Annotated in this window: 17 protein-coding genes; 12 read left to right on the forward strand and 5 right to left on the reverse strand. The window is 59.2% G+C overall.

The window, feature by feature from the left end; all coding sequences use genetic code 11:
- Positions 1-2: 2 nt before the first annotated feature.
- Both CHH27_RS00695 and CHH27_RS00700 read left to right on the forward strand, forming a co-directional pair.
- Positions 3-824: a hypothetical protein gene (locus tag CHH27_RS00695; protein WP_094069860.1), complete on the forward strand. Its 822-nt coding sequence runs from the start codon at positions 3-5 to the stop codon at positions 822-824.
- Between the two features lie 191 nt (positions 825-1,015).
- Positions 1,016-1,885, forward strand: a complete 870-nt coding sequence (locus tag CHH27_RS00700) for a hypothetical protein (RefSeq protein ID WP_094069861.1) — start codon at positions 1,016-1,018, stop codon at positions 1,883-1,885.
- 18 nt (positions 1,886-1,903) lie between these two features.
- On the opposite strand, the gene CHH27_RS00705 is transcribed toward CHH27_RS00700, so the two are convergent.
- Both CHH27_RS00705 and CHH27_RS00710 read right to left on the reverse strand, forming a co-directional pair.
- Positions 1,904-2,674, reverse strand: coding sequence for an ABC transporter substrate-binding protein (locus CHH27_RS00705; protein WP_208988410.1), 771 nt, complete (start codon positions 2,672-2,674; stop codon positions 1,904-1,906).
- A 116-nt stretch (positions 2,675-2,790) separates the two neighbouring features.
- Positions 2,791-3,480 (reverse strand): type IV pili methyl-accepting chemotaxis transducer N-terminal domain-containing protein, encoded by a 690-nt coding sequence (locus CHH27_RS00710; protein ID WP_094069863.1) that lies wholly within the window; start codon positions 3,478-3,480, stop codon positions 2,791-2,793.
- A 242-nt stretch (positions 3,481-3,722) separates the two neighbouring features.
- Between CHH27_RS00710 and CHH27_RS00715 the strand changes: the two genes are divergently transcribed.
- Together CHH27_RS00715 and CHH27_RS00720 are read left to right on the forward strand one after the other, a co-directional pair.
- Complete coding sequence (locus CHH27_RS00715; RefSeq protein WP_094069864.1) at positions 3,723-4,337, forward strand: MOSC domain-containing protein; 615 nt, start codon at positions 3,723-3,725, stop codon at positions 4,335-4,337.
- Positions 4,338-4,381: 44 nt separating this feature from the next.
- Entirely contained in the window at positions 4,382-4,774 is a 393-nt protein-coding gene (locus tag CHH27_RS00720) for a RidA family protein (protein ID WP_094069865.1), read from the forward strand.
- Between the two features lie 37 nt (positions 4,775-4,811).
- Here the strand turns inward: CHH27_RS00720 and CHH27_RS00725 are convergent, their stop codons facing one another.
- Positions 4,812-5,123 carry a DUF2293 domain-containing protein gene (locus tag CHH27_RS00725; protein WP_094069866.1) on the reverse strand — a complete coding sequence of 104 codons (312 nt, stop codon included), beginning with the start codon at positions 5,121-5,123 and terminating at the stop codon, positions 4,812-4,814.
- A gap of 9 nt (positions 5,124-5,132) precedes the next feature.
- Positions 5,133-7,130 (reverse strand): bifunctional diguanylate cyclase/phosphodiesterase, encoded by a 1,998-nt coding sequence (locus tag CHH27_RS00730; RefSeq protein WP_094069867.1) that lies wholly within the window; start codon positions 7,128-7,130, stop codon positions 5,133-5,135.
- Between the two features lie 380 nt (positions 7,131-7,510).
- Between CHH27_RS00730 and CHH27_RS00735 the strand changes: the two genes are divergently transcribed.
- Both CHH27_RS00735 and CHH27_RS00740 read left to right on the forward strand, forming a co-directional pair.
- A complete protein-coding gene (locus tag CHH27_RS00735) occupies positions 7,511-8,137 on the forward strand; it encodes a metalloregulator ArsR/SmtB family transcription factor (protein ID WP_094069868.1) in 627 nt (208 codons plus the stop codon).
- A gap of 27 nt (positions 8,138-8,164) precedes the next feature.
- Positions 8,165-10,048 carry an ABC transporter ATP-binding protein gene (locus CHH27_RS00740; RefSeq protein WP_094069869.1) on the forward strand — a complete coding sequence of 628 codons (1,884 nt, stop codon included), beginning with the start codon at positions 8,165-8,167 and terminating at the stop codon, positions 10,046-10,048.
- 9 nt (positions 10,049-10,057) lie between these two features.
- Here CHH27_RS00740 and CHH27_RS00745 read toward each other — a convergent pair whose 3' ends face one another.
- On the reverse strand, positions 10,058-11,149 hold the full coding sequence (locus CHH27_RS00745; protein WP_094069870.1) for a hypothetical protein: 1,092 nt from the start codon (positions 11,147-11,149) through the stop codon (positions 10,058-10,060).
- A gap of 299 nt (positions 11,150-11,448) precedes the next feature.
- Between CHH27_RS00745 and CHH27_RS00750 the strand changes: the two genes are divergently transcribed.
- The 6 genes from CHH27_RS00750 (at position 11,449) to CHH27_RS27505 (ending at position 17,874) form a co-directional block, all read left to right on the forward strand.
- The gene (locus CHH27_RS00750; protein WP_094069871.1) at positions 11,449-12,294 is read left to right on the forward strand and encodes a helix-turn-helix domain-containing protein; all 846 of its coding nucleotides are present in this window, start codon (positions 11,449-11,451) and stop codon (positions 12,292-12,294) included.
- 222 nt (positions 12,295-12,516) lie between these two features.
- On the forward strand, positions 12,517-13,023 hold the full coding sequence (locus tag CHH27_RS00755) for a hypothetical protein (protein WP_094069872.1): 507 nt from the start codon (positions 12,517-12,519) through the stop codon (positions 13,021-13,023).
- Positions 13,024-13,187: 164 nt separating this feature from the next.
- On the forward strand, positions 13,188-13,871 hold the full coding sequence (locus CHH27_RS00760) for a PspA/IM30 family protein (protein ID WP_094069873.1): 684 nt from the start codon (positions 13,188-13,190) through the stop codon (positions 13,869-13,871).
- Between the two features lie 2 nt (positions 13,872-13,873).
- Positions 13,874-14,629 (forward strand): YqiJ family protein, encoded by a 756-nt coding sequence (locus tag CHH27_RS00765; RefSeq protein ID WP_094069874.1) that lies wholly within the window; start codon positions 13,874-13,876, stop codon positions 14,627-14,629.
- Between the two features lie 56 nt (positions 14,630-14,685).
- The gene (locus tag CHH27_RS00770; protein ID WP_094069875.1) at positions 14,686-16,530 is read left to right on the forward strand and encodes a flotillin family protein; all 1,845 of its coding nucleotides are present in this window, start codon (positions 14,686-14,688) and stop codon (positions 16,528-16,530) included.
- Between the two features lie 483 nt (positions 16,531-17,013).
- The gene (locus CHH27_RS27505) at positions 17,014-17,874 is read left to right on the forward strand and encodes a hypothetical protein (RefSeq protein ID WP_198338323.1); all 861 of its coding nucleotides are present in this window, start codon (positions 17,014-17,016) and stop codon (positions 17,872-17,874) included.
- Positions 17,875-17,904 lie beyond the last annotated feature (30 nt).

A 17,904-nucleotide genomic window follows, 5' to 3' on the forward strand; every position in this document is an offset into this window, starting at 1 on the left:
GCATGACGCAATTGAGATTTTCCCGCAGTTTAACGCTTGCAGCAGGCCTTGTCGGCTGCCTCGCGCTCGCGCCGGCGCAAGCCCAGGAGGTTCAACCGGTCAACGCGGACCCGACACCGCCGCCGACCTATGATTTTGTCCAGCAGGCCGGGGCGATGACCTATGACGGCAGCACGCTCACCCTGACGGACGCGAACACGGGTGTGCTCTTTTTCAGTGATCGTCCCTACCGCGTGGGGGGACAGATCTCGAATGCGGACTTCGCGGAGTTCTGGGGCGCTCCGGACGGGTTCGCCGGCGATCCTCCGAACGCGGTTGTGAGCCTCCTGGGAGCAACGGACAAGGCGCCGGCGCTGATCGAGTTGACGTCGGCCAAGACCGAGGGCGCATCTGTGGTCTATGGCGTCAAACTGCTGCGCGGCGAGCTTCCAGAGAGTGCCAAGGGCGTCGCGCTTTTCATTGATCGCAGTGCCCGGCCGCATCATCAGCACCCGCATCAGACCGGCGCAACGTCCGCCACGACAGGACGAGTCGGGTTTGAGCCCTACGGGCCCTATTGCTACCATTCACCCCAGGATCCGCGTTGCCGGGCCTGGCACCATCCGTACCATCCCTATCATCCTTACTATCCGCCGTATCCGCCCTATGGCCCCTATTACCATCCGGGTGCCTATGCAGCAGGCGTTGCAACGGGCGCGGCGATTGCCAATGCCAGCAAGCAACCGGTTTACTACTACTATCCGATCCCGACCGGTCCTCTGCCGCCCAATTGCTGGATCAACTCCCAGCACACCCAGATGGTCTGCACCGTCAAGCTGCAGTAAAGGCGTAGCTTTTCAAGGCAAGCCCCGTGTCCAGGACGCGGGGCTTTTTTTGTTTCAAAGTCAAGTTGCATTCTGGAGGGGGCACTTCTGCGCCAGGGTATAAGCGCAGCATATCTCGAAAGAAAATCCTTAATACTCGGCCGGTAATATATTCTGATGCCGCAGCGTTGAGTAAGGAGGAGCTGACACCCATGCGATGCGTGTTCGCTTTGAGTTTCCTGTTTTTCTTCTGTCTGACGCTGCGTCCGGCCATATCAACTGAAAAAGTCAGTGTGCATCTCGGTTTGCTCGGCGCCGGTGAGCAGGTCTTTGCCTATGAGATCTCCGTGCTCAAGCTCGCGCTCGCACACAGCGGGCAGGAAACGGAACTGGTGATCACCCCGCTGACCATGCCGCAGGAACGGGCCTTTCTGGAACTGGAGAGCGGCCGGGCCCGGTTCAATCTCTTTTTCAGCGGGTTTTCTGAGGAACGCGAAGCCAGATTTCGCCAGATCGATATTCCCCTGTCGCGAGGGCTCCTGGGGCACAGGATCTTCGTCACCACGGACCGGTTCAGCGAAGACCTGGCTGCGATCAAGGAACTTGACGCGTTAAAACGCTTTGCAGTGGTGGGGTCAGGCAACGGCTGGCCGGACACGCGTATCTTCGAGGCCGCGGGGTTCACGGTTCAGCGATCCCGTTACGAAAACCTCTGGAAGATGCTGGCGAAGGAGCGGATCAATACGTTCAACAGGGGCATTCACGAGGCTTATGTCGAAATCGATATCCGCAAGCCGGAGCACGGCAACCTGGTTGTCGATCAGCACCTCATGGTCCGATACCGTTTCGATTATCTGTTCTATGTCCAGAAAGACAACGAGGATCTGGCGCGACTTCTGGAGACCGGTCTGAAACGCGCCTATGAAACGGGTGCCTTCATGGAAAACTTCATGTCCCACCCGATGATCCGCACGGTGATCGACCAGGCCAATCCCAAGGAACGCCTGACTTTCGACGTCGACAATCCTCTGATGACCGAGCGCCAGCGGGCGATCCCGGACCAGTATTGGCACAAGTTCTGAAAAGGGTAGCGCGCAGACTCAGGAAGACCCGGTGTAACTGGCAACAATGCTGTCGATCGTGCCATCGGCCTTCATCGCGGTGAGGGCCTTGTCCATCGCCTCGATCAGGGCATCGGCTTCCGGGCCGGTCCACTTGTCGGTCCAGCCGATATAGGCGGGTTCGATGGAGGCCGTCGCGACAATCTCGACGTTCTTGTAGTTTTCGCGCTTGATCAGGATCTCGGTTGCCAGCCGTTCGACCACGTAACAGTCGATCCGTCCCAGAACCAGTTTGGAAAGGTTCTGCTCCGTCGTCTGGGCTTCCTCAAGCATGATACTGCCCTGCTCGACCATCTCGAAGAAACGTGGTCCAGGCGCCTTGTAGCCGGCAACGTTTCCAAAAAGCAGGCCCTTGAAGTCGTCCGGATAGATCCAGCCGGCCTTGGCGATACCTTGCCTGCAAAAGACGCTGACCTCTTCCTGGTAAAGCGGCTCCGACCAGTGGCGAATCCATGGACGGTCCTGCGGCTTGTAGTAGCTGCCGACGAGTGCCTGGGCCTTGCCGCTTTCAACAAGCACGGTGGCACGTGTCCAGGGGACGGCGCGCAGAACCAGGTCCTTGTTCCCGATACGTCGCTTGGCCTCCTGAATGATCGCTGCATAAAGACCATCGGGTTGGTCCTGCGTAACCGACATATAGGGCGGATAGGAATTGTCCTGCAGCAGTACGATGTCCTGGGCAGACGCCTGCGTGGCGACCGTAAAAACGCCAAGCCAAGCGATCATCAATGTCCGAACAAACAGGGGCATGTTCAACTTCGTTAGGTGGTTCCGTTGGGTCAGGGACCGAAGTGTGCAGCGGCAATGTTAAGATTGTTTTGAGGCTTTCGCGGAACGGCTGTCATCCGGCGCCTGGTGAACAGGCATCAGATCCTCTCCAGATGCCTCAAAATGTCTTCGGAACTGTCGGTGATGGCGGTGGAAATGTTCTTGAGTTCTTCCGTCAATGCTCCGAACTCCTTGCCATATGGGCCTGCCCTGTCGGCGGAAATCTTGGCGTTGAGCGCAATCATCCTGGAGAATTTCGAAGCTTTCTGGATTTCCTGAAGCGCGTGCATGACCCGCAGCGCTTCTTCCTGGCGTTGGTCCCGTCGCCGGTTCATTTCGTCGGCGAAGTCTTCTTCCAGGGCCGTGACGATTGCCTGCAGTGTCTGCAGAAGGTCTTCCAGCATGAAGCTGGAAAAGGTGTCGAAGGTCTTCCTGTCGAGACCACGGTTCTGGGACAGGGTCTGCATGTGCTGTTGTGCGTCGCCCAGGAACTGCTCGATGACAACACGGCCGCTGTGCCCGCCATTGCCGTCGAGGACCGATTGGATCCGGTCAGAGGACAGGGCCGGCAGGCCCGCGCCTTCATCACCGTGCAGCAACAGGCGGTACCCTTTCCTGAAATCCTGAAGCGCGGCTTCCAGCATTGTCCAGAGTGTGTCGGAAGCCGGGTCGCAGTTGTTGACCTGATTTGAAAGCGTCAAAAATAGAAAACCGATCCGTTGCGACAGCATCCGTTGCCGCCCGGCAATGTTGATCAATCGTCCATAGATGTCTTCGCTGACAGCCATCACAAATGCACCAAGTATCCAAAACGAGAATCAAATTTCTTCCTCAATCAGGTTGAGGCGACATCAAGGAACGCGGAAGCGGAAAACATGGGCAACCTGCATAAATTTTAGCGAGTATTGAACGAAGGTTGCAATTCCCTGATCGATTTACGAAAGCGATGGCTGCCATGAAAGAGATTTGATGGTTCTGGCGCCTGACTGTCTCTAGAATGAGTGAGCAGTTTTTACAGGAGCGCTTTCATATGGACCAGCTTGCCCTCTTGCCGGAGGACCTCCACGTCACGCGGAAATTCAAGGTCGCCGGCCTGGTGGAAGGTGTCTATCACACACCGTCGCCTGAGGATTTTCAGACCGCTGCCCTGGAAAAGCTGGACCTCGGCTTTCAGGGCATCGAAGGTGACCGGCACGCCGGCTTCACACGTCTGTCCGGCGGGCGCGAACCCTGGTATCCCCGCGGCACCGAAATGTGCAACGAACGGCAGATTTCCATTCTCTCGCTGGAAGAACTTGCAGAGATTGCAGGGCGCATGGACCTTCCTGAGCTGAAGCCGGAATGGATCGGGGGCAACATCGCCGTGTCCGGCATTGCCAGTCTGAGTCTTGTGCCACCGCGTACGCGCCTGGTGTTTGAGGGCGGAACGGTCATCCGGGTGGATGGGGATAACGCGCCTTGCCGTTTTGCCGGCGCCGCCATTGCCGCGCACAATCCGGGCCGCGAGGGGCTCGATCTTCTGTTCCCGCAAAAGGCCAGGCGGCTGCGCGGGCTGGTCGGTTACATCGAGAAACCCGGAACCGTCAAAAAGGGCGAGGCCGTCGAGGCGCATATTCCGGAACAATGGATTTACCCGCGGCCATGAGGCGATAAGCTGGTCGGCAGCCAGAGTTCCTCAAGGAGACAGAGATGCTGCCGATCCACCACATGATTGACGAAGCGCCCCAACCTGTTGCGCCTTTTTCCCACGCTGTCGAAATCGATGGCTGGGTCTTTGTGACCGGCCAGATGCCGACGCTGCCGGATGATCCCGAGGCTCCTCTTCCGGATGGAATCGAAGCCCAGACCATGCGGGTGATGGACAATCTCAAGCTTGTATTGGGAGGGCTTGGACTTGGTCTGGAAAATGTCACATTTGTCCGGGTCTACCTGACCGAATTCAAGCGCGACTACCAGGCGATGAACGAAACCTATCGGTCTTGTTTCGAAGCCGGCAAGTTGCCGGGGCGTACCTGTGTCGGCGTGTCCGGACTTGCGGTGGACGCCCTGGTGGAGATCGACCTTGTGGCCAGACGTCCTTGAGCAAATGGCATAAGCTGGAGTGCGCAGATCGCAGAGATCAGTCGTCCGGTGCGTCCGAGACCTGCTTGTTACAGCCCCAGGCCTGTAGCACCGAGTTCATGTCTTCGAGAACGAAAAAACGGGCGGCGTCCCGGTCGTAGTCGTCCTCCAGCAATGTGTCGTAGTCGGTGAGTTCGTGCCGGACATGACTTGTCGTGGCCTGCCACAGGGCAATGGAGGGCGGCAGGTGGCGCAGATGACCGGCAAGGGCGGCGGCAAGGATGGCCTCGGCATCGTGCATGGGAACTCTGGGGAGAAGTGCACGCAGCGCCTTGCGCATCTCTTTCTGCCGTTTGGTTCCCCCCGTCATGGCCGACCGCTAGGCTCGGCTGCGCATCTGGTTTTCGGCAGCTTCGGTGCCTGCAAGCGGCAGTCCATGGACAACGCCGCTTGAGGTGGCGGCCTCCCGAATGTCGTCAAAAGCCTGCGGACGGGCAAAATGGTAGCCCTGGACAAGACGGCAATGCATGGCCTCCAGCAATTCGCACTGATGGCTTTCCTCGACCCCTTCCACGACGCAGGTGATCTGCATCGACCGGCACAGGTTCAAGATGGAGTGCACAACACCACATGCGACCGGGTCCTTGATCCCGGCGACGAAACTGCGGTCGATCTTGACACAGTCGATGGGCAGACGGTGCAGATATCCAAGGCTGGAATAACCGGTGCCGAAGTCGTCGAGCGCCAGCTTCACGCCTGCGGCGCGCAGCATCAACAGGCAGCTTTCGGCAATCTCGTAGCTGCCGATGACCGAAGTTTCCGTGATTTCAAACGTGATGCGGCGCGGATCCATTTCCCGCCGCCGAATGATGTCCAGAAGCTCCGAAACGGTTTCCCGCGAGGTAATGTCGTGAGCCGAGAGGTTGAAAGCCAGGCTGAGTTCCCCGGGCAGGGCCTGGATCTGCTCGACCGCCTTCTCGAACAAGCAGACGGTCAGGCGTTGGATTTGACCTGTTCTTTCGGCGATTGAAATGAACTTGTCCGGCGGCACTTTGCCAAGGCTTGGGCTGTCCCATCGGGCAAGGGCTTCAAAGCCGATAGCGATACGTTCGGGCAGGGCAACGATCGGCTGAAAGTGGACCTGAAATTCGTTGCGGAGATCGGCTATCTGCAACGCACTTTCAATGGCGCGTTCGGACCGGATGCGGGCTTCATGTTCGGACGAATAGACCGTGGTGCTGCCGCGAGACGTGGTCTTGGAATTGTAAAGCGCGTAGTCGGACCGGTCGAACAGAACGTGCGCCGACGTACCGGCTTCCGGGTAAAAGGCAATGCCGCAGGACGCTCCGACCGAGACCTGCAGATCGCCGATGCGGTAGGGCTCGCAAATCACGTCGCAGATTGTCTGGCCCGTGGCTGCCGCGTCTTCCAGCTCTCCGAGATAAAGAAATCCGAATTCGTCTCCCCCAAGGCGGCAGATCTCGACCTGATCAAGTCCGAGGGATTTCAGCCGGTTGCCGACTTCGGTCAGCAGCTGGTCACCGAGCTGGTGCCCATAAGTGTCGTTGATCGGCTTGAAACGGTCGAGATCGACCACCCCGACCGCAAACACACTGTCAGTGCCGTCCACTTGGTCGATCAGCGCCTCCAGCCTGTTGAAGAAATAACGCCGGTTGGGCAGGTCTGTCAGGGCGTCGGTCTGGGCAAGGCGGGCATTTTCCGCGTTCAGCCTTTCGGTTTCGCGTTGCTTCGCTGCCAGGTCCGACTGGGACTGAATCAGTTTGCAGAAGCCATGGTAGCCATTGAAAAGCACCTGAAGGATGACCAGGCAGACCAGGAAGATGTTCAGTGCGATGGCGTTGTAGACGTCTTCGTTCTGGCTGAGATAGTGCACCAGGTAAGGCACGGTCACGATGAACATGACCATCAGGGCCGCCTGGGGCAAATGCATCAGGCAGAAGATGCAGCCGATCACCGTGATGGCGATGAACAGGGCAACATGGCCGCGTTCGGAGGGGCCACCGAAACTGTCGAGACTGAGGGACCAGGAAATATAAATGACGGCGACGATGCTACCGAGCACGACCGTCTGACGCATCTTCCGGATCGCCTCGTCCGGTCCCAGCACCACGTTGCGTGCGCGGATCCAGGCTGCGAGACGAACCGTGGTCAAAACCAGGATCGGCGCCAGGATGCCGACGGTCAGATAGCGTGGCGCGGCGTCGAAATGCGTATAGGAAACAGCGATGGCATTGACCATCAGCAAGGCGTAAAGGGACGGAATCTGGGTCTTCAGCTCGTTGTACTGCGCCTGTGCAATGTCTGGACGACTGGGGTCAATCATCATCCATCTTATGAAAGCCCGGACTTTTTCCATTCTTCCCTCCGCAACAAATCCTTGTATCAGTGCGAACGTAAATATTTGTTTGAGATAAAACTTTCAGTTTCTTGAATTAAACTTCGGATTACGGAGTGATCGCATTTTTTAGCTTGGGTGATCGTTGGAAAGCCCTTGGGTCGGCCTTGGCAAGGAGCAATTGATACACGAATGAATGCAGAAGAATGTTCAAGTTACGACCAAATGGTGCAGAATTACTCCAGTCTATCCTGACTTGACCCGATTTTCGCAAACCGCGCCCGTTTACCCTAACAAGTTTACGTAGGGGCGTCAGGGTTTTGTCGCAGGACCGGGTAATTGGCTCACAATAAGAAAAGCTGACTATTTTTTTATCGGCCAAATGCGCTATATAGAAACGCATGGCAGATCGAACGAGAACACGTCTCTTGAATGCGCTGAAGTCGTCCGGACCGCAGACGGCCGCAGATCTTGCGACCGGGCTGAAGGTGACGACGGTTGCCGTTCGCCAGCATCTTGATGGCTTGCATCAGGATGAGCTGGTCGATTTTGAAGATGTGAAAGGATCCGTGGGGCGGCCCAAGCGGGTCTGGGCCCTGACATCCGCCGGCCACCAGCAGTTTCCGGACAGCCATTCCAACCTGGTACTGGGTCTGCTCAATGGCATGAGCGAGATCTTCGGCGAAGACGGTCTTGAAAAGCTGATCGCCCACAGGGAGGCTGAAAGCCGGAAAACCTACTCGGAGGCCGTTGCGGCCGTAGCTGACCTTCCCGGCAAGCTGGACGCACTGGCCCGGCTGCGCACACAGGAAGGCTACATGGCCGAGGTGACCAGAGACGGTAACGGTTACCTTCTCATCGAGAATCATTGTTCTATCTGCGCTGCTGCGACTGCCTGCCAGGGCTTTTGCCGCTCCGAGCTGAAGCTCTTCAAGGACGTTCTGGGTCCTGACATACAGGTTGAACGGACAGAGCATCAGCTTTCCGGCGATCGCCGCTGCGTTTACAGGATTGAATCTCGCGCCTGATCGGCGCTTCCAAAAGGACCACCAGACGTGTCACCAGTTGGGCCGGCTCTGAAACGGCTGTTGGAGGCCTATTTCCGGCCGTTCGAGACGCAGATCAAGCCGCTGGATCTGCCGATCACCCCCTTGCCGGACAAGGGGCCGGTTCATCTTGTCTGGCACTTCGCCAAGCTGTTCCGCTGGCAGCTGGCGATTGTCTCTGTTCTTGGCATGCTTGCGTCCAGCCTGGGGCTGGCCGCGATCTGGGCCATTGCCTTTGTTGTCGACGGCCTGACCAGCGAAGGCGTTCGGCCGTTTCTGGAAGCAAATGCCTGGCTTATGGGCGTCTTTTTCATCCTGTTCGTGATTGTCGATCCGCTGGTCTTCCTGCTGCGTGAGACCTTTGGCGCCCAGACCGTGCGCATCCTGCTGCCTGCCGCGATGCGCTGGCAGGCGCACAAGGCGGTGGAAAGCCAGGATCTGGCATTTTTCGAAGACACGTTCGCCGGTCAGGTCGCCTCCCGCATCGCCCAGATGACGATGTCCGTGCACCGGCAGCTGATGCTGGCAATCGGCACGATACCGTTCTTGACGATCCAGTTCGGCGGGTCGTTCATGCTGTTGCTTGCCCTGGCCTGGCCGCTGGCGGTTCCGGTTTTCTTCTGGATCCTGGCCAATTGCCTGGTCGCCTGGGCCGCCATTCCGGCGTATATGCAGCGTTCTGCAAAGGTCGCTGCCGCCAATTCCCGGGCAACCGGCGCCATGACCGATGTCTATTCCAACATCGCCATGGTCAAACTGTTCGCTGCTGAAGATTCCGAAGCCGGTGCGATCCGCAGGGTGCTGGGAGAAACCATCGACACGCGCCACAGCGAAAATCGCTCTTACATCCTGACCGACAGCGCGGTCTATTTCCTCAATGTACTGCTGTTGCTGTCGGTCACCGTGATCGGCTTCTGGGGCATGCTGTCGGGCTTTGTGACCCTCGGCGACTTTGTGGCCGGTCTGACGGTCACCCGCTCCCTGTCAGGGGCTTCCTCCAGTTTCATCGGCGTTGGCCAGTCGATCACCAGCACGCTCGGCACGATCAGGGACGCGATGCCGATCATGACCAGCCGGCCGGAAATCACAGACCGGGCCGGGGCGGCCGAGTTGGAAGTCAAGGGAGGTGAAATCCGTTTTGACAGGGTTGCCTTTGCCTATCAGCGTGACCGCGAGCCGGTCCTGAAAGATTTCAGCCTCAAGATCGAGGCCGGGGAGCGGGTCGGGCTGGTCGGCCTGTCGGGCGCCGGCAAGTCAACCGTGATTTCCCTTCTGATGCGTCTGCGCGACGTGACGTCGGGCAGCATCACGATTGACGGCCAGAATGTGCGCGGCGTGACCCAGGCCTCGCTGCGCAGCCGCATCGGCGTCGTCACCCAGGACATCTCCCTGTTGAACCGCTCCATCCGTGACAATATCCGCTATGGCAGGCCCGAGGCTTCGGACGAGGACATCCGCGAGATTGCCCGGGCTGCCGAAGCCCTGGATTTCATCGAAGCGCAGAAAGACAGCAAGGATCGCGAAGGCCTGGATGCCCATGTCGGTGACCGGGGCGTAAAGCTCTCCGGTGGCCAGCGTCAGCGCATTACCATTGCAAGGGTGCTGCTGAAAGACGCCCCGATCCTGATCCTGGACGAAGCCACATCCGCGCTCGACAGCGAAGCGGAACTGGCCATCCAGCAGAACCTTGCGCGCATGATGGAAGGGCGCACGACACTGGCTGTCGCGCACAGACTGTCGACCATTGCGGCCATGGACCGTCTTGTCGTCATGGACAAGGGCAGGATCATCGAGGAAGGCAGTCACCGGGAACTGCTGCAACAGGGCGGGCTTTACGCAACGCTCTGGGAGCGCCAGTCAGGCGGCTTTCTGGCGCTCAGCGCCGCGGAGTAAGGCAGGGGCCTACTTTCGGCGCAAGATGACCTCCAGCAGCCATTGTTCCAGCGCCAGGGCGCTTGTCCGCTCCCGGTAAATGGCTTCGTAGCGATCGAAAAACATCTGCTCGAGCCGGTCCGCACTCATGGTCTCACTTGCGGAAGGGGCAAACAGTTGCGTGCGCAATGTCGAGGCGGCAAAGGCGCGCGTATAGCCCGTGTAACGACGGGCATAGTCTTCCGGGTCCGCCGCAGATCCGGCAAAGATGTCGCCGGGAGCGACCGTGATGACTTCCACCGTGTCGATCTCGAAAAGCTGCGAAAGTTCCGGATCAGCCTCGATGCACTCCCGGGCCTCCCGGGCCGTCAGGAACCAGAGCCCGAACACGAATCTTTCCGCGACCTGCCTGTCCAGCAGGCCATCATCGACCATGCCGGCGGTCACTTCCTGCATGGTCCGATAGAGCGTACGGCCAGCCGCCGCCGTGCCATTGATCTCATCCGGTTCGGGAATGGCACCAAGCGCCGAGACATAGAGGTAACCGCCCGGCTGCAGCTCTTTGGCGCGCTGACGCAGGAACAGGGCCCAGTCGGACCGGGCGCGCGTCCACATGGCGTCCCTGGCCGGTCCGGTCAGATCGGCGAACCAGAGTGTGTCAGGGGCCGTGAGCTGGACGGGCCCGTTGAGCCAGTGGCTGGCAAAAAAACAGGTTGCCAGCGAAACGCTGCCCACCGGCATCATGCGCTCGTAAAAGGAGCCGACCGAGGTCATGACCAGCGCAGCACTTGCGTTTTTGGCATAGCCGCTGTCGCCCTGGATCAGGCCGATCAGGGCATTCCAGTCATTTCCCGGCTGGTCGGCATGACAGACGGTCATCGGTTTTTCGGGAACGCGTTGCCGCCAGATGTCCAGTGCTGGCCGAACGGTCTCAATGGTGCTTTGTCCCGGACCGCAGCCGAAGTCGGCAAATGTCAGTGTTTCGGAAGTTTTGGCAACTCGTGCGGCCAGGTCGGAAATCACACCTGCGTTTCGGAGTGCGTTTTGCTGCTGGGCCGTCGAATTGGCGTTGTAATCGACCATCCCGTCCGTTGCCCGGTCGCCCTTGTTCTGATCCGTCATGACGTCCTCCCGCGCAAAGGGTCGGGCAGGGCCCGGTTCGTGTCAATGCTTCGGCATGGGCCAGCCTTGCAACCTTAAGCTCGTGAGGGAGGAAGAATTGACGGCGGCGGCAGCAATTGTCTCTGATGGGAAATGCTCGTGCAGCGGCCTGATCGATGATCTCGCGTCTAGCGTGGGCTGCCAAAGCAAAGTCGCTATCTTGAGAGCTTTGCAGTCCCGGCGAGATAGGCGTGGATGGTGCCGGGTGAGCACCAGGGCGCGCTGTTGATTTTCCGAAACGTAGATGACAATACTCCCGCATGGATAAAAGAGACCGTGCCGATCTGTTCCGGGAACGCCTGTCCGATGCCTTGCGCAGCCGGGACATGAATCGCAGCGATCTGGCGCGCGGTGCCAATCTGGACCGCTCCACGGTCTCCCAGCTTCTGTCGGAAGATGCGCCGCGCCTGCCCAATGGTCAGGCGCTTGCAGCGATTGCAACGGCGTTGAGCGTGTCCTCGGACTGGCTTCTTGGTCTGTCGACACACCGAGGAGCCGCTGCGGAAATTCTCGATCAGGCGGTGCAGGTTGCGGAGACAGAGCGCCACCCGGTGGATGAGCATCTGCTTGCCTGGTTTCGCGATGCGGTTGGCGCCAAGATCCGCCATGTACCGGCCAACCTGCCGGACGTTCTCAAGACTGAATCCGTTCTGGCCTATGAATATGCCGGCGAAACACTGCGCACGGCGGATCAGGCGATTACAGGAACGCGCGACCAGCGCGCGCTGCTGCACCGGGCGGAATCCGACATGGAAATAGCGCTCTCCAAGGAAGCGCTGGAAGGCTTTGCGCGCGGCGAGGGGCTCTGGGCCGGGTTGACGGAGGCCGCACGCCGCCAGCAGCTGGACGTCATGGGGCATACGCTGAACGAACTTTACCCGTCGTTGCGCCTTCATCTGTTCGGTGCAACAGACCGGTTTTCAGCTCCGTTTACGGTCTTCGGCCAGAAATGGGCGGCGCTTTATCTGGGGCAGCGCTATCTCGCGTTTTCCAACACCCGGCATGTCCAGCTTTTCGCGGGTCACTTCGACGATCTCGTCCGCCACGCCCTGATCCGCTCTCACGAAGCGGGGCAATTTGCGTTGGACCTGAGCAAGAAAGTCTGAGCCCCGGCATCAGGCAATAGCCGGGGCAGACAGGGGCCGACGCGGTCGGTCCGCGGCTGAAACCCCACCGAAATCTCGAAAAAAATGACGAAAGTGACGTAGCGCGTCCCTGGGTTGAGGTGCGCTTTAACTGAATTCTTGATTGAAAAACATTGACAATCCGTAACAAATGAATACATATGTAAACGTATCGATACAAATGATGACGAATTGGTAGGGCCAATGCCGAAGAGCATTCCGATCAGTGTCAGGCTCAGCGACGATGATGTCGCCTTCCTGGCAAGCTACGAGGTTCAGGGAGCGCGCACACCAAGCGACAAGCTCCGGGAAATTCTGAAGGCGGCCCGCGAGCGGGAAGAGGGTGTCCAGGACGTGTCGTCCTGTGAGGACCTGCTCCGTTCGATGGCGCGACCGGCTGAAAAGGGGCTGCGGCAATTGCAGCGGGAGGCCGGGATCAGGTCAGACCTTGTCATCAAGCTGTATGAGCGGTTGCCGGAAATGTTCGCGGAGCTGGTTGCCTCAGCGCCCGGACCGACCGGCGATGAAAACGAATTGAGGCGGTTTGAAGCGGATCTGTCTGCGGAACTGTTCTCGCTGATTGAGGAAATTTTTGATCTTGGACTGACGTCTCCAAGCCGGACCTACGACCCGGAACTGATGGACAGAAGGCTGAAGCCTATCCTGGAAATCGCCCGGATCTTGGACCAAAGGCGCCAGTCCGGGACCTGAGTGAAGGCGGAAATTTCAGTGTCCGCCGCCTGCAGGAGGAGCCGCTGCCTCAGCCTGTGGATTGCTCAGGTCCCTTTTATGGAGCCGGGTGCGGATGTCTCGACAGGGATGCCCGGGCCAGGCGGAATTTGAACATGTAACGCTTAACGGAAAGGGAGAAAATCATGTCTGAAGGTCTTGTTACACGAGTAACCCGTCTTGTTTCTGGCGGTGTCAATCAACTTGTGGATTCCATTGAAAATGCGTCTCCCGAAACCGTCATGGCCGAAGCGATCCGGGAGGTTGACCGGGCCATCGACCAGGTGAGTGACGAGCTTGCCGCTGTGCTGGCCAACAAGCATCTGGCCAATACCAGGCTGGGTGACACCACCACCCGTCACGAGGAGTTGCAAGGGCAGGTGGGGCTCGCAGTCAAGGAAGGCCGGGACGAACTGGCTGAAGCGGCGATTGCCCGACAGCTGGATCTGGAAAGCCAGATTCCGGTTCTGGAAACGGCCGTGTCGGAAGCCAGCCGGGAAGAAAAGGAGCTGGAGGGCTATATCGATGCACTCCAGGCCCGCAAGCGGGAAATGGAGGCGGAGCTGGACAACTATCGCCGGTCCCAGCAGCAAACGGTCGCCGATGCCGCCAGCACCGGTTCTGCGGCGCCGAAAAACAGCGTCGAACGCAAGACCCGCAAGGCGGAGGAAACCTTTGACCGGGTCATGAAAAACGCGACCGGGCTGCCGAGCGGCCAGGCTGCAGACATGGCCAGTGCCGGCAAACTGGCGGAACTCGATGAGCTGGCACGGCAGAACCGCGTGTCCGAACGCCTCGCTGCCCTGAAGGCCGCAGCGAGAGATGGCTGAGCATGATTGATTTCATCTTAGCGGACCAGAACACGCCCTTTGCGGTTGCGCTCGGACTGATGATCGCAATCGCGCTGGCGGAAGGTGTCGGCACGTTGATGGGGCTGGGGCTGTCGAGCCTGATCGACAGCCTGCTGCCGGAAGTCGATCTGCCGGACGTGGACGTGCCGGATGTGGATGCACCGGATTTCGACGCGGACATCTCCGGCGGGGCGCTTCCCGCGGACCTGGAAGCGGTCGGTGCCGGCGCCGATTCCAGTGTCGCCGGTCCAGGCCTGTTCGGCCGGGTGCTTGGCTGGCTCTGCTTCGGCCGTGTGCCAGCGCTGATCATCTTCGTCCTGTTCCTGACGGGGTTCGGCCTTGCCGGTTACATCGTGCAAAGCCTGGTGCAATCGACTACCGGCTGGTTGTTGCCCGGTTTCGTGGCGTCCGGTGTCGCCTTTGCGGGCGCATTGCCCTTCACCAGAACCACCGCCCTGGGCCTGTCGAAAATCATGCCCAGGGACGAGAGCGACGCGGTTTCCAGAGCAACATTCGTTGGGCGCCCGGCGCTGATCGTCCAGGGCAATGCCCGCAAGGGGCTTCCTGCCCAGGCGCGCCTGCGCGATCCGACGGGTCAAAGCCACTATCTGCAGGTGGAGCCTGATATTGACGACGAGGTGCTTGAGCAGGGCACGGAGATCATCGTCGTGCGTCAGCTCGGGGCCACCTACACGGCGATCAGGAACACGAATGAAACTCTGTCCGGCGCCGGCTGACGGCCGGTGCCGGACACCAGAACTTTACAAAAACAAGCAGTAAGGAGTGCATGGTTATGGACCAGATTGTTGGCATAGTCATACTCGTCGGCGTGGGCTTTATCGCCCTTCTCGCCATAGGTTTGATCATTTCCCGGCTGTATCGCCGGTCATCCAAGGAAGTCTCGTTTGTGCGGACCGGTTTCGGCGGTCAGCGGGTTGTCATGAATGGCGGCACGCTGGTCTTGCCGGTGCTGCATGACATCATCCCGGTCAACATGAACACGTTGCGCCTGGAGGTCCGCCGTTCCAACGAGCAGGCGCTCATCACCAAGGACCGCATGCGCGTTGATGTCCTGGCCGAGTTCTATGTCCGCGTACAGCCGACCATCGAGTCGATCGCCAATGCGGCGCAAACCCTCGGTCAGCGCACCATGAAACCGGAAGCCCTGCGGGAGCTGGTGGAAGGCAAGTTCGTCGATGCGCTCAGGGCCGTGGCCGCTGAAATGGCGATGGAGGAGCTGCACGAGCAGCGTGTAAACTTCGTGCAGAAGGTGCAGGCGGCCGTCTCCGAAGACATTCTGAAGAACGGTCTGGAACTGGAATCCGTTTCACTGACCGGACTCGATCAGACCAACCGCGAGTATTTCAATCCGGAAAATGCCTTTGATGCCGAAGGTCTGACCAAATTGACCCAGGCGATCGAGGAGCGTCGCAAGAAGCGCAACGACATCGAGCAGGAGACGGAGGTCCTGATCCGTCGAAAAAACCTCGAAGCGCAGCAGGAAAGTCTGCAGATCAGCCGGGACGAAGAATTCGCCAAGCTGGAACAGCAGCGCGAGGTGGAAATTCGCCGGGCCGAACAGACCTCGCTCATTGCAAAGCAGCAGGCTGAGCGCGAGCGTGAGGCGGAAGAAGCCAAGATCATGGCCCACCAGAAAGTGCGTCATGCGGGCATTGAGTCCGACCAGGCCGTTACCGAGCGTCAGATCGCCATGGACCAGCAGGTGCGGGAGCGCGAGATCGCCAAGGAGCGCAGCGTCGAGGCGGCCAATGTCGAGAAGCTGAAGCTGATCGAGCTGGCCGAGCAGGACCGTGACATCGCTGTTGCTGCCAAATCCCGCGAAAAGTCCGAGGCCGAGGCGGAAGCGGATGAAGCCCGCGCCATTGCCGCCCGTGCTGCCGAGCAGGTCGTCACGGCCCGTGACACGGAAGTCGCCGAGCGTGACAAGCAGATCGAGCTGATCGAGGCGCGCAAGGCAGCGGAAATGGAAGCTGTCGCGATTACGGTCGGTGCGGAAGCCCAGAAACAGGCTGCCGTCGATCAGGCCGAAGCGGTTCGCACTGCAGCCGAGGCCGAGGCCTCCAAGCTGCGTATCGAGGCGGAAGGTGCTTCTGAAGCCGACAAGCTGCGGGCGGCGGCTCAGCAGGCTGTCTACGAAGTGGAAGCGGCCGGTCAGCGTGCGATCAACGAGGCAGCCAATCTGCTGTCCGCGGATCAGATCGCCATGCAGGTGCGTATCAAGCTTCTGGAGCAGCTGCCTGAGATCATTGCCGAAAGCGTCAAGCCGATGGAGCAGATCGACGGCATCAAGATCATCCAGGTCGATGGCATGACCGGTGGTGCGGCTGGCGCTTCCAACGGCGCACCGACCAACGGATCCGGCGGCAATCTCGCCGACCAGATGGTCTCTTCGGCCCTGAAATACCGCTCCCAGGCTCCGCTCCTGGACGCGATGATGAAGGAAGTCGGTCTGGACGGCTCGGGCCTGTCGGGTCTGACGGCCGGGCTTGGAAACGCGCCCTCCGTATCGGACGAGGAAGCTCCGGCCGCGGAGGAAGTTGTTGCTCCTACTCCCAGAGCGGCTGTTCCGGTCAAAGCGCCCAACGCAGATCCCGGCGAGAACTTCGCTGCGGATTGACGGGTGGGGAACACGTAACGTTCCGGCCCGGCTTGCGCCGGGCCGGTCTTGCCGATGAACAGCCTCGGCACCGATATTTCATGACACATTCCTGGCAGAACAGTGAAATCAAGAATGAGCTATGACAACAATTGGAGTGGCGGGGGAACAAAGGACAAGGGATTGACGGAAATCGCGGTCCTCCTTGTCCTTCTGGTCTTTGTCCTGTTCGGTCTTCTGTTCTATTTCTTCTATCTGAGAGTGAGTGATCTCGGCGAACAAAACGCTGTGCTTACCGAGCGGATCTCCGCACTTGAAAGCCGCCTGGAACGTTCGATCCCACCGGCGCCGGCTCATACCGAAAAATGGTCTCCGCCTGATCCTCAGCAACGGTCTGATGAGGAGCCCGAAGCCGCAAAGGCCACGCAAAAGGCCCCTTTTTCCAATTTGTCCGGTGTGACGCCCAAAAAGGTGGACACGCTCCGTGTCCGGCCGGATGGAAAGGTGATCGGCTCAACCCCAAAAGACGAAGGCGGGTCGGACCGCAAGGCGACACAGATGCAAGGTGCTCAGGCCCGGAAGGCGAGCCACACCGAGGTAGACATTGAAAAATGCTGGAGGGACAAGCAGATCGTTTTCTGCGATCTCGTCGTCTCGACACAGAGTGATGACAATCGGAAAATCGTGATCCACAACAAGGATAGTTTCGCTTCCGGCCATGACCAGGCGACCTATCGTGTTTCTTCATTTCAGATCGGTGTGCTTGGTGACAGGAAACGTTTCAGATCAACGGCTTTTTTCAGCAGCAACATGCCTCTGCCGGTTCAATTTCAGTTCTATGGCGTTTCCGCCGACGTTGCCGTCTTCAAGACCGTTCAATTCAACATCGACGGCAGAACGTTCGCTTTTAAGGATCTGAAAATCGGCGAACCCGAGACGGCAGATCGGCAAACCGTGCAGACATCTGCCTCGGCTAAACGAAGCGCAGCCGGGCCCGTCCGTCACAAAATGACAACCGGTGCCATCACTGTGGATCTACAGCATTGCACGGCTCGAAAGAAGAAGGTGTTTTGTGACCTGAGGCTGACCAATCTGGGCCCTTCCGCGCGGCAGGTGGTCATTTCGAAAGACAAGACCTTCGTGCGGTCCCAACGCAACACAGTCAGGAGATTTACCTCTTTTTCGCTCCTGGCGAGCGACGAGGTACATCACTACCACACGAGAGCTTACCTCAAGAAAGGAAGGCCGCAGGTGGTGCGCTTCCATCTCTTCGATCCACTGCCGACGAATGCCGGTTACAAGTCGATGCAGTTCAACATCGACGGGCAGACGATCGTGTTTGAGGACGTCGCCATCGGCAGTTGAGCTGCCTCAACTGCCATACCGGGCAAAGCG

The organism is Labrenzia sp. VG12, from assembly GCF_002237595.1.
In the GTDB taxonomy this organism is placed as follows: Bacteria; Pseudomonadota; Alphaproteobacteria; order Rhizobiales; family Stappiaceae; genus Roseibium.